The organism is Rothia sp. (in: high G+C Gram-positive bacteria), from assembly GCF_015265375.1.
In the GTDB taxonomy this organism is placed as follows: Bacteria; Actinomycetota; Actinomycetes; order Actinomycetales; family Micrococcaceae; genus Rothia.
Map to the genome: position 1 here is coordinate 1 of NZ_JABZXW010000013.1, position 12,886 is coordinate 12,886.

6 protein-coding genes and 1 CRISPR repeat array are annotated in these 12,886 nt (G+C 58.0%); all 6 genes read left to right on the forward strand.

The window, feature by feature from the left end; translation table 11 throughout:
- Positions 1-1,727: 1,727 nt before the first annotated feature.
- Positions 1,728-3,338, forward strand: a complete 1,611-nt coding sequence (cas1, locus tag HXO69_RS03120; RefSeq protein WP_296545249.1) for a CRISPR-associated endonuclease Cas1 — start codon at positions 1,728-1,730, stop codon at positions 3,336-3,338.
- Positions 3,338-3,637, forward strand: a complete 300-nt coding sequence (gene cas2, locus HXO69_RS03125) for a CRISPR-associated endonuclease Cas2 (protein WP_044141701.1) — start codon at positions 3,338-3,340, stop codon at positions 3,635-3,637. Before cas1 ends, cas2 begins: the two co-directional genes overlap by 1 nt.
- 220 nt (positions 3,638-3,857) lie before the next feature.
- Positions 3,858-4,183: direct repeats of the CRISPR family, unit length 36 nt; unit sequence ATTTCCCCGCCTTCGGGCGGGGACTTTCATTGAGGC.
- Positions 4,184-6,039: 1,856 nt separating this feature from the next.
- A complete protein-coding gene (gene cas7u, locus HXO69_RS03130; RefSeq protein ID WP_070543195.1) occupies positions 6,040-7,260 on the forward strand; it encodes a type I-U CRISPR-associated RAMP protein Csb1/Cas7u in 1,221 nt (406 codons plus the stop codon).
- A 1-nt stretch (position 7,261) separates the two neighbouring features.
- Positions 7,262-8,851, forward strand: a complete 1,590-nt coding sequence (gene csb2, locus HXO69_RS03135) for a type I-U CRISPR-associated protein Csb2 (protein ID WP_296545254.1) — start codon at positions 7,262-7,264, stop codon at positions 8,849-8,851.
- A complete protein-coding gene (cas3u, locus tag HXO69_RS03140) occupies positions 8,844-11,690 on the forward strand; it encodes a type I-U CRISPR-associated helicase/endonuclease Cas3 (RefSeq protein ID WP_296545255.1) in 2,847 nt (948 codons plus the stop codon). Before csb2 ends, cas3u begins: the two co-directional genes overlap by 8 nt.
- The gene (locus HXO69_RS03145; protein ID WP_296545256.1) at positions 11,690-12,754 is read left to right on the forward strand and encodes an aldehyde dehydrogenase; all 1,065 of its coding nucleotides are present in this window, start codon (positions 11,690-11,692) and stop codon (positions 12,752-12,754) included. The genes cas3u and HXO69_RS03145 overlap by 1 nt, the downstream gene beginning before the upstream one ends.
- Positions 12,755-12,886: the final 132 nt, after the last annotated feature.

Genomic DNA, 12,886 nt, shown 5'->3' on the forward strand with positions numbered 1-12,886 from the left:
TTCCCTTCCCTTTTGGAGGGGCTTTCATTAAGGCTGAAAAATGGTAGACCGCTCGTAGCGGTGCTGAGCATTTCCCTTCCTATTGGGAGGGACTTTCATTGAGGCCCGCCGGGCGTGTGTGAAAGACGAGCACGAACAATTTCCCTACCTTTTTGCAATGCCTTTCATTGACGGGTATTGCCAAGGTCCTGGGCTGCTGGAATAGCCGCATTTTCCTCACTGATTCGTGGGGACTATCAATAACCCAGATCAATATCCCCCAGGATGACCAGGGGACCGGTTTGTTCAGTACCTGGAGATGTAGACTTTCATTGAGGCAGAGCGAAAAACCCACCCTGGCTGGGGTGGGTCCGGTATTTCCTTTCCTTTTTGGAGGGCTTTCATTGAGGCGCCCTTTTCTCACAAATTCGTGCCAAAAATTTTATATTTCCCTTCCTTTTGGGAGGGACTTTCATTGAGGCGAGAAACGCACCATCTGGCAAACCCTCGAATACCGAGATTTCCCTTCCTATTTGGAAGGGCTTTCATTGAGGCTTTGACGTGATGCGTCAGAAGACGAATACCGCCAACATTTCCCTTCCTGGTTGGAGAGGCTTTCATTGAGGCCGCAGCACCTCAGCGTTCATGTGGGTACGCCGTCAGGATTTCCCTTCCTTTTTGGAGGGGCTTTCATTGAGGCAAACCTGACTCACTCAGTGCATGAGGTGTGACAAATTTCCCTTCCTTTTGGGAAGGGCTTTCATTAAGGTGAATCAATTGTGAAGCCCATCTGGGAGGGCGTAAAATTTCCCTATAGTTTTGTAGGGACCTTCATTGAGGCTGAATATCGCAAATCTAATCCAGACCAAACGGAGCCCAATTTCCCTATAGCTTTGCAGGGGCTTTCATTGAGGCGCCATAGTGCCGAACGGTTGTGTCTCAGGTTCGGGTATTTCCCTACAGCTTTGTAGGGACTTTCATTGAGGCTAAACCCCCCAAAAATAGGGGTTGCGCTACTAAACCATTTCCCTTCCTTTTGGGAGGGACTTTCATTGAGGCGTGGACGAGGTTCAGGCAAGGGGCGGTCAGGTCATCATTTCCCTACTCTCCGTAGGGACCTTCATTGAGGCGGCGAATGCACCAGCTACGTGGCGTGGAAGTTGAACATTTCCCTTCCTTTTGGGGAAGGACTTTCATTGAGGCGCGGCTGCTGCCGGTACGGTGCTGGTCGTTGATTCTGGATTTCCCTTCCTTTTCGGAAGGGCTTTCATTGAGGCCTGTTCGGTGACGGTGTTGAGGAGATGTTCCTGGATATTTCTCCGTTTCTCAACGGAGACTTTCATTGAGGTGTCCTAGCGAGTGCCCCGACCTGCGGGGCGACGAGGATTTCCCTTCCTTTTGGAAGGACCTTCATTGAGGCGGGCTCATCCCAGCTTGCGCAGGAAACACCTCAACCTTCCCTACGGTTTCGTAGGGACTTTCCCTAACCTATTCCTGCTCCGTTCCTGGATCCATCACAGTCCAGGAACGGAGCTTTTTTGCTACGAAACGAGGCCAAAACACCAGCAGCAAGCCTCACCCACCAGTTACTACCCGCCTCCTCCACACATCCAAGCAGAAAACTCAACACGCCGACCCTGCGTCATAAACTCGCTGATAAGCCAAAACACTCCGCCGCAGTGCTACCCTCAAAACCAAGCAGCCAAAGCTGACTGCCCACCATATTCGCTCACACCAAGGAGACACCGATGTCTACCCCCTACAGTGCAGGCGACGAACTTCCTATCTCACTCGTCATGCACACCGTGTACTGCCCCCGCCGCGCATGGATCGAATCCAATGGCGAAAAGACCGACACCTCGCAAATGCAAGAGGGACAATCCGCCCACAAACGAGTCGACGACCCCAAAACATCCCGCGGCACGCAACAGCGCGCAGTCACCATCTCATCAACACGCCTCGGGCTCACCGGACGATGCGATGCTATCGAACCGCAAGAAGACGGTTCTACCCGCATCATCGAATACAAAGCAACCCCCGTACGCCGCAACGCATCCGTCACACCCGCCCACAGGGTGCAGCTCGCCCTTCAGAAAATCTGCCTCGAAGAAGCCGGCGAAACCGTCAGCGAATGCGCGGTGCACTTCACCAACCACAACAAAACCGTGCCCGTCGACATCTCAGATGAAGACATCCGCACCGCAGAAGAATACGTACACACCACCCGCGCACTCATCGACAACCCGACAGCACCGCAACCCCTCGAAGACTCACCCCGCTGCAGCTGGTGCTCCCACATCTCCGTGTGTCTACCCGACGAATCCCGCGGAAAAGAAAACATTACACGCGTCGTCGCCAGCAACCCCGACAGCCAAGTAGCGCACCTCACCACGCAAGGATCAAGAGCGACCGTCCAACAAGGGCGCCTCATCGTGCAGCACCTCGGTGAAACAATCAGCAGCGTACCCCTCGAACGTGTGCACAGCCTCGTTGTCCACGGAAATATCGACGTTTCCTCCGCGCTTCTACGAGAACTCATGTGGCGCAACTGCACCATCATCTGGTGCTCCAGCACCGGCCGAGTCTACGGCTGGTCGCAACCTGGCACCGGACCGAATGGACTGGCCCGCGTGCAACAGCATGTCCTCTCAGCGCAGGGGCACTTGCCCATAGCGGCCGCCATGATTGCCAGCAAAATCGCAAACCAAGCGACCCTGCTGCGCCGCAACGGCCACGCCGCAGATATATGCCGCACCATGCGAGACATCCAGAAGCACACGCCGCAGGCTACCTCAATCCCGGAACTGCTCGGCATCGAAGGTGAAGCCGCCTCGCTCTACTTCGGTAGTTTCACGACCATGCTCAAAGAAGACGTACTCGCCGAACTCGGCTGGGCCTGGGCCGGGCGGCAGGGGAGAGGCGCCAACGACCCCATCAATATTCTGCTGAACTACGCCTACGGGTTGCTCAGCTCAGAGTGCATTCGCGCTATCCTCACCTGCGGGCTCGACCCGCACGCCGGGTTCCTGCACAGCAGCTCACGGAACAAGCCTGCGCTCGCGCTTGACCTCATGGAAGAATTCCGCGCAGTCATCGCGGACTCCGTGGTGGTGTCCCTTATTAACAGGAAGCAGATCAAAGCGGCACACTTCACCACGGTTGGCGGAAGCTACCGGCTCACACCCGAAGGACGGAAAACCGTCATCGCCACTTTCGAGAAGCGCATGGCCACGGAGATTACCCATCCCACCTACGGGTACTCGGTGACGTGGCGCCGCGCTATTGAGGTGCAGGCCCGCATGCTCCTGGGCGTTATCAACGGAACCACCCGCGAGTACACAGGGGTGACCGTACGATAATGCGTGACGACGCTCGACGAACACTCATCGCCTACGATGTGCCCAGCGACCGGCGGCGCGCCAAGCTGGCCAAGCTCATTCTCAGTTATGGGGACCGTATTCAGTACAGCGTCTTCATTGTGGATGCGGCCCCCGCCAAGGTGCGACGCATCAAAGATGAAGTTCAGGAACTCATCGATCCAGACGAGGACTCAGTGCTCTTCTGCGACCTGGGGCTGCTGGCCCGGCTTGACGAGCCGACCTTCAGCTACATTGGCCGAGCGCGTGAGGTGACCGAATCGGATGCGCTCATTCTCTAGCCGCGTGCTGCTCATTCGCTAGCGACGCGCGGCGGGGGAGCGGAGGAATGACGAGTTCGATTGCGGACTGGTAGTGGAGGTGGGGATAATGACCTTTGGAGGCTTTGTCTGTCTCCGCGAGAACCTGGCACGTGATGTGTAATCTTGGCGTGTCGCTCGCGTGATGTTTTGGCTTGTCAATAGTGTTTGAATGCTTAAACGGCTGCTTGGGTATACTTTTATTTTCCTGCATTCGGGCGGGGACTTTCATTGAGGCTAGCCAAGTGCCGGGGAGTCTACCTCGGTGTCGGCGGATTTCCCCGCCTTTGGACGGGGCCTTTCATTGAGGCCGCTCCGTTGTCGTCCTCAGCCAGGAATTCTACGACCATTTCCCCGCCTTCGGGCGGGGACTTTCATTGAGGCAAAGAGACTTTGGAGAAAAAGGCAGTCCCTGGAGATTTCCCCGCCTTCGGGCGGGGACTTTCATTGAGGCTTTGTTGTTCTTGATGAGCTCTGGCGCGCGCTCCGTGATTTCCCCGCCTTCGGGCGGGGACTTTCATTGAGGACTCATACATTCAATAAGTCAGGTGCATATTATGAGATGCTCTCTCCTGGTGGAGGGGCTTTCATTGAGGCGATAAAACCGCTGAGCCGCTGGGCAATGTTCCGGCATTTCTCCGCCTTCGGGCGGAGACTTTCATTGAGGCGACACGCAGGATTGCACTTCGGTGTTGCAGTATCCATTTCTCCGCCTTCGGGCGGGGACTTTCATTGAGGTGCCGCCACTGCGCAGGAGTAATGCCCCGCGCCTTGCGAATTTCCCCGCATTAGGGCGAGGACTTTCATTGAGGGGCGCCGCACGTCGCCGGGCACGTTCTCCAACCACAGAATTTCCCCGCATTAGGGCGGGGACTTTCATTGAGGGTTGCCCAGCGCTTCGGAGACAGGTCGTAGCGTCTCCACATTTCCCCGCTTTCGGTCGGGGACTTTCATTGAGGGCCGTCAGTCGCAGGTGCAACGGTCCGGAACCTGCCGGATTTCCCCGCCTTTGGGTGGGGACTTTCATTGAGGTAATCCAGCCGAAGTAATCGGCGTAAACTGGGCAACCATTTCTCCGCCTTCGGGCGGGGACCTTCATTGAGGCAACAAGGTCGCGAGTACCGGCAAGGTTCAGAACGACGCTTTCCCCGCCTTCGGGTGACGATGCTGCGGTAGACACAGATACTGCGTGATGTACACTTTGGATACGTAATCTGCGAGAATCTCATGCCATAGCAGTCTCTGCTACGCCATCACATGCTAGTTTTTAGCTAGCTATTTCTCCACCTCTGGGTGGGGACTTTCATTGAGGCTGGGTGAAGCAGCGAGGCCAGGGTTTCCAGTCGCACAATTTCCCTGCCTTCGGGTGAGGATCTTCGTTGCGGTTCTGAACGCGAATCGGGAAGTCTCACGCGGGTTACGTAGCCCCGTTCTGGAACCTACTCTGGTTTTTAGAACGGGGCTCTTCTCTTTAAAACATGAATATGGGCTGATGCGTCACCTGCTACAGATTCCTCTTGCCAGCTAGCTGAGTCTGAAATGACCAAATCGGATGCGCGTAATCTGTAACAGCGCTATGGTGAAGCCATGAGCCGAGAAGAGAATCGATTGCACCACAGGGGAGAGACAGCGATAATAGGAGAACGCCTAACACCTTTGGCATTCTTCTGTTTATCCAATTTAAATCTCCTGCCGTGCCTCGCACGGTCTGAGCCTTCATTGAGGGATCAACGTTATATAGCGGAAGTTTCGGTCGCTGGCGCCTCTCCTGCAACTGACATTGTTGCGGGAGCTTTCTCTGAATTTTGGCCCTCTTGCAAGTACGATTTATGCAGGAGGGCCAAAAAGTTATATATCAAAGTTATTTAGCGGGAGTTTTGAGGGTTGTTTAGTTGAATACTTAATGCTAGAGTTGAGGCATCAACCGGTTTAGAGATTACTTCAGCAACCTGCCGAAGTGGCTCTAGCCCCGACCTTGGAGGTGAAGGATATGTTCCGGCTACTCACAAGAAATAAAAGCCGCCCGCTACGCGAGGCGCAACGGGCGGCTTTTGTTTATATAAGTATTTACCGCATCAAGCGGCGGTTATGCCTGTTGCCGCAGACATAACCTAATCAGTATACCGGCAGTACGGAGGGGCCTCCCAATCTGTCTGCATGCTGACCGCTTGTGTGGCCATATGCCTACCTTCCATACCTGTGCTGTCACTACCCAAAATACTGGGCGTGACAGCACAGGGGAGAAGGAAGCGGCATGCCGAATCAGCAGCGTGACGAAAACACGCGCACCATTCGGAAAACCGATGTAGCTTAGAGCTATACAAGCAAACGTGCATGTCCAACGCATCGAAGCAAACGTGCACCCAACATATAAGGAGACAACCATGTCCCAGAACACCATCACCCTCGCCGACCTCCTCGAAAACGTCGAGCTCGGCGGCGGCTCCGTCCTCACCTCCATCACCGAACTCGAACCCGCAGCAGGCCCCCACGCATCCGTGGCACCCGCCAAGTTTGTCGACGGCTCCAAGTCTGTCTTCGCCTACGAGAATCGCTACATCGAGGACGACGCTCAGAAGGTAGTCCTCATCGACAGCAAGCAGTCCGAACTCAATCGCGCAGAAGCCGCCATCGAACAGGGCTGCCAGTACGGCGACGAAGCGGCTGTAAAGATTCCCCGCGCCGTCGTCACCTACCAGACCGAAAACGGCCCCGTCGAATACACCGACATGGAACTCTCCCACCGCGTCTTCGACGGCCACTTCCGCGCCGGTTACGTCGACGGTAAGCCCATCACCGAAAACGACCAGTACCGTGCACTGCGCAACTGCACCCCCGCAGACATGAGCGCACTGCTCAACACCGCCCCTGCAGCGCTCCTCTTCGGCGCATGGGACTCCACCCGCAAGAGCAACCAGGTCCGCCTGCGTAGCGCCCTCGTCGGTGAAATTATCGGCGTCCTCGCAGACCAGGATCCTGGCGCTGAACACCGACAGGCACGCCGTGGCGGCGCCCGCGTCGACGCCGTAGCCGCCAGCGTAAAGCTTGGCGCCAAGGAACTTAACTCTCTCGTCGATGACCAGGAAGCTGAACTGAGCGCCAAGAATGTTGCCGCACGCCGCAAGGAAGTAAAGACCGCCAAGGCTGATGCTCGCATCTCCGCTTCCACTCTCGGCCTGGGTAGCATCCCGCCCTCGCTCGAAGAAACCGGTGCCGTTGCATGCCGCCGTATCATTCGCTCCTGGGTTCTGAGCCTCGCCACCCTGCGCCAGCTGCGCTTCGGTCAGGACGAGACCAAGAACGTTGCTGCCCGTGCACTCCTTGCCGCACTCGGCCTCAATGCTATTGCCCGTGCGGAGCGTGAACTCTACATCCGTGCTAACTGCGACCTGATTGAATCCTCCGCACCCGTTGTCACCCTCGACCAGCGTTTCGGTGAGAAGAGGACCTTCGCACCCCTGACCGTTGAACACACCGACCAGCTTCTCCTCGAAGCTATCGAGAACGCCAAGAAGGTGGGTGTGGCTGACTGGAACGGCCAGACTTTCAACGTTGACGGCAACCCCATCATCATCAAGAACGCCACCGCGGAGGACGCTGAATAATATGACGAACCTCGGAATTCTCGCGAGGTTCCCGCTCGGCGTATACCAGGGCCACAAGGCAGACGGAAGCCCCGACGCCTTCCCCGACCCTGCCCGCTTGCAGGCCGCGCTCCTCAGCGCGGCCGCGCAGGGACCTCACGCAATTATCGAAAACGGGCAGCTTGCCCCTTCGGAAGAATCTCTCAAGGCTCTCAAATGGCTTGAGGAGAACCCTCCGATTGGGTTGCAGCTTCCCGACATGTGCCCCGTGTACCGCTCACCCAACAAGATGAGCCGATTCATGTACCGCGAGGTAGCACGTTCCACCAAGGATGGGCGGCAGACCGAACGTCGCGCCGTATCCGACGGCTGGGCAGTATCCGACACCATCGGCTGGCAGTACGATAAGGTACCCGCAGACATCGCGGAAACCATCACCCAGCTCTGCGGAGAAGTACCCTCCCTCGGAGAAGCCAGCAGCTTCACCGCCCTCTACACCGGAGACGTGGAACCCACCCACACCATCGACACTAAATCGGGCCCCTTCGAAGCAGGCGGCATGCCCATCCGTGTGCCCGTACCCGGTCGAATCAACGCGCTCATGCGTGCCCATGCAGAAGCGTACCCCGCCAAGGTACCCACCAAGGCAGGCGACAAGACCGCTACGAGCGACACGATGCGCCCCTCCCCGGTACCCACCGCAGGCCTGGGATCCATCAAGTACCAGCCTGTGGAGGCTGAAACCTCCATCAGCCCATGGGAATACTTGTGGCTCCTCGAAGTAGACGGTGAAGAGCTGAAGCCCGAACAGTACGTCAAGGCAAGCTCCCTGCTGCACAAGGCTCTCGTAGCTGCCGCAGGATTCGGCGCACCCAGCCTCATCACCGGCAGGTACCCCAAGGGTCACAAGCCGGCCAACAGCCTGGCGCTGCAGTACCTGCCTGCCCGCTACCTGCCCGACTATCTGCGTCGTGAGGTGAAGTCTAAGGGAGTCCTGCTCGTCTTGGTCCCGGCAAGCGCCCCGACCGATGAAGCAGTAGAACTCGGTATCGCACTCAGGAGTGTAGAAACCCTCTACGCTCAGGACTTCCCCCGACTGACCGTGAAGCTTCGCCAGAAGCGCCTGCCCGCACAAAGTTTCTGGGATGCTCCCAAGACCGGGTACAAGCGTCTGTGGCGTACCCTCAGCGCGGCCGTGCCCGAATCGCGTGTGTTCAACCGCCCGAAGAAGGCAGAGACGAAGGCCTGGACCTTCGCTGACACCGCTCTGCTTTCCATGGCTTACGTGTGGCGTGACAGCTTCGAAGCGCCCGATGCTGAAACCTCACGCGAACGAATTCGCAGCTTGAGGGACCAGGTCGAGGAAACGGCTGAAGCCAAGGTTCTGGAAGCCCACCGTGTAACCCAGAACCCCGCTGCCTACGCCTACAAGCTGCCCCGCACTCTGCCCGCAGAGCCGTGGCGCGGCGTTGTAGACCTCGGCAACCTGGCAACGGACACGACCCTCGTAGCCATCGGCCAGTCCCGCCACATGGGCGGCGGCCTGCTGGTTCCGTTCGACGTGCCCACCGAAGAATACGACCGCCACGAGAAGGAGGAAAAGGATGACTAGCCCCGCTACCAAGCTGCCCTCCATCACCCGTGAAGAGTTCGGTGAGTTCTTTGCCGCGCTTGATGCTACGCTTGATGCCGCACTTAACAACGCACCTAACGAAGCACCCAAGGAAAAGCAAAAGCGCTACCCCTTCAGCTGGCAGGAGGAAGTGCTCGACCACATTTGCGAGCACGGCGTATGGCCGGAACGTATTAACGCGCCGACCGGCTCCGGTAAGTCCTCCGTGGTTGATATCCACCTCTTCGCGAATGCGCTCGCCGCGGTTGGCGCCGCACCGCGCGTTCCCCGTCGCCTCTGCGTGACCGTGGGACGCCGCGCGCTGGTCGACAGCCAGGCAACCCGCGCCGACAATATTCTCGGCTGCATGAAGAAGGCGCTCACTGACGGATCCAGTGAGCCCGATATTCTGCGTAGGGTTGCTGAAGCTCTCCAGAGCTTCCAGACCCGCAACGACGAGAAGGAGAGTAACCCCTTCGAGACTGGTCACATCCGTGGCGAACTCTCGAACCGCAACCTGCCGGTCACCGACATTTCGGCTTGCGCAATCATCGCCGCAACCCCGGATATGTACGGTTCGCGAGCGCTTTTCCGCGGCTACGGCAGCACCAAGGCTGCCCGCCCGCGTGAGACTGCCCTGCTGACCATGGACACCGTCATGGTGCTCGATGAGGCACACATGAACCGTCAGCTGTTGCACACCACTCAGCGTATTGCCGAGTTGCAGAAGCGCGAGGTCAACCTGGGTGTTCCCACCCTGCAGGTGGTTGAGACGACCGCTACCCCCTCCACTGAGGACAGCGATTCGACCACCTTGGGCGTGGATATTGAGGCTCTCGATAGCCCGAATGATGAAGAGCTGCGCAATCGTGTCTACTCGCATAAGGAGCTGATGCTCCACCCCATCGATAAGTGGGATGGCAAGCCCGGTAACCCTGCGACCGTGAATGCTGCTGTGGACACCATTAAGGGGTTCCTTGCCCATCGCGAGGCGGGTGAAGACTCCAAGAAAGCCCACACTGTCGGTTGTATCGTCAACCACGTGCGGACGGCTATCTCTATCAAGGAGAAACTCACCAAGGACAAGGTGCTTGGAAAGGATGAGGTTGAGCTTCTCGTAGGACGCATGCGCCCGTACGACCTGCAAAAGTTGCACCCCGACCTCTTCACTACCGAAGGCGATAAGTCCGTGAAGGTTGTTGTGGCCACCCAGACCCTCGAAGTCGGTATTGACGTTGACTTTGCTGACCTGGTGACCGAGCTAGCGCCGGCTTCCTCCTTGGCACAGCGCTTCGGCCGTGTTAACCGTCTGGGCCACCGTACGGATTCCAAGGTCGTCGTTATTAGGCCTGCCAGCGGTGACTCGGTAAAGAAGGACGCGCCTCCCTACAAGGCGGTCGACCTGAGCAATGCGTATGCATGGCTCGAAGCGCTCAACGATACTGAGAACCCGTCGGTGAACCCCGCCGCAATGGTGAAGAACCCGCCGGTACAGTCTTCCCCGGAGCGTCTGCTCTACCAGCGCCCGGAATGGCCTGACCTGCTGGAATTCTCGCGTACCGACGAGAACCCCTACGATGAGCCGGACCTTGACCTGTGGTTGCACGATTCCCTGGATGCAGAAACGGCGATGGGCGGTGTTATTGTGCGCGATAACCTGCCGAGCAACACTTCTGCCGCCATGGAGATTCTCAAGACCGGCTACTTCGCACCGCGCGACGAGGAAACCTTCCCCGCGAATCTGAAGATTCTCCAGGAGATTCTGGACTACCAGGACGAGCGCGGCGTGAAACCGCGTAAGTTCCTTTACCGTCAGGGTGAAATTTCCCTGTGGCAGGACGTTGAGCATGGCGATGAGAGCAACCAGGCGTTGGCTCCCGGTGACGTTCTGATTCTTGATACGGGTAGTATTCCGTTCACGAACCAGGGCATTGCCGTGACTCAGCGTGAGCTTCCCTCCACGAAGGACAAGGTGGAGGCTGTGCCCTTCCCCGATGGCGCCGAGCTCTACGTGTACGAAAAGTGCGCGGACCGTAAGAAACACTTCAGGAAATACCTGGGCCTCTCACCCGAAGAGGCAGCAGAACTGCTCGATAGCCAAGCTTCGGACGGTCAGAAGATGATTGCTTCTGAACTTACTACCGAGGCTGAGGACGGTCAGGAAGTTATCTCCTGGTACGCCAAAGTGACCAATGCGACCGAGAAAAAGTCTGTTGAAGGTTCCGATATTGCTCAGGAACTGGTGCTGGCTGGTCCCGTTCTTCTGGACGACCACCAGAACGATGTTGCCGAGCGTACCCGCCAGCTTGCCGAGAACCTCGGCCTGGCGCCGGAATTCTCTGAGGCACTAGAACTGGCGGCAAAGTACCACGACGAGGGTAAGCGTGACCTGCGCTTCCAGCAGATGCTAGGTGCAGACCCGGAGACGGGCGCGCTCGCAAAGAGCGGCCACCGTTCCGTGGCTGAGGCGTACCGCGCCCGTAGCCGCAGCGCACTGCCTAAGGGCTGGCGTCACGAGCAGCTGTCCGCGCTCATGGTTGCCGCCTCGCCCGAAAAGGTGGGGGAGCACCGCGACCTGGTACTGCGCATCATCGGTTGCAGTCACGGCCACGGCCGGTTCTCCTTCGCCCACGACGCAGACTTCCTGCTCAAGGAAGGCTACCTGCCCGAGGGAACGGACTACGAGGCGCTCAAGGAACAGGCGACCCGACTCTTCAACGTCGGCTACTGGGATAACCTCATGGAGCAGACGAGTCGCACCTACGGCCCGTACGCTACTGCCTACCTTGAGGCCGTCGAACGCGCAGCAGATGCCCAGATTTCACGGGAGGGACACTAATGGCAACGTTGACTATTGCCGGTGACTACACCTCGGCGCTGACCCATTTTGCCCTCTACGGGCTGTCCCTGATGGTTGAGCAGAAGCACCCCGGAACCGTCACTGTCGGTTGGTCTCAGGAAGGCCAGCCGCGCGCCCAGATGCATGCTGAAGGCGTGTCAGAAGAAGAAATTGCCGAGTGCGTGCACTCCTACGTTTCTTCCCTGGCCGCTGAAGACAGCTGGGTGAACGTTGACCAGTCCTACGGTGCGGGTAAGGAAACCGCTGTTTTCTCCCCGTTCTCCCCGCGTATTCGAGGAATCGACGCGGAGAAGTATCCGGACGACTGGGCTTCTCACCAGAAGACCCGACAGGCTCATCTGGATGCGCTGATGGAACGTGACGACCTGCTGTCCCTTCTGTGGATTGCTGGCCTGGGTGAACCGGCATACTGGCGTTTTGAAGTCAAGGCGCCTCGCCCCGACCATGGAGCGTCCCGTTGGGAGATGAAAACTCGCAACAAGGGCCAGGAATTCGTCAAAGACCGCCTGCGTTTGATGTGCGCGGACCTGGCAACCTGGGAACCTTCCGCAATGCTCAGCGGTATTATCGGGCAGACCCTGCATGACTCGCTGGATAAGAAGCCGGATTCCCGAACCGGAACCGGTTTCACCGTCCCGCAACCGACGGATACTGCGCTCGCCTTCTGTGCCCTGGTGGGTGTCGCCAACTTCCCGGTGATTCACCAGATCCACCGAATCGGCGTGACCCCCGGTGCCTACCCGTACAACGCTTTGCACCCGCGGCTCATGGTGCTTCCGGTACCCTCCGGAAGGGTTACGCCCGCCCGGTTGCGAACCGTGTTGCGCAGCCACCCCTACCGCAGGGTGGTTGACGAGGTCGGTAAGGCGATGGACCGCGGTTCTTTGAGTACTGACATTTTCGTGTCCGAGCTGGCGGATGAGAAGGCGATTCTTCGCGAGAAGGGCGTTCAGGCCTTTGTTGCTTTCCCCATCGCGAAGGTGGGTAGCGATTCGGCACCTGAACGTCAGGTTCTGAAGGGTAACGCGATTCCGCTGGGCTAACCTAGCCGCTTACCGATACCGGTAAATAACGCCAGCAAATATGCCCGCACAATGCAGAGGGAGGGGCCCTCCGGTGATTTACCGGAGGGCCCCTCCTGTCTGTATCGTTGAGTGTCTACATATCGCTGAGCG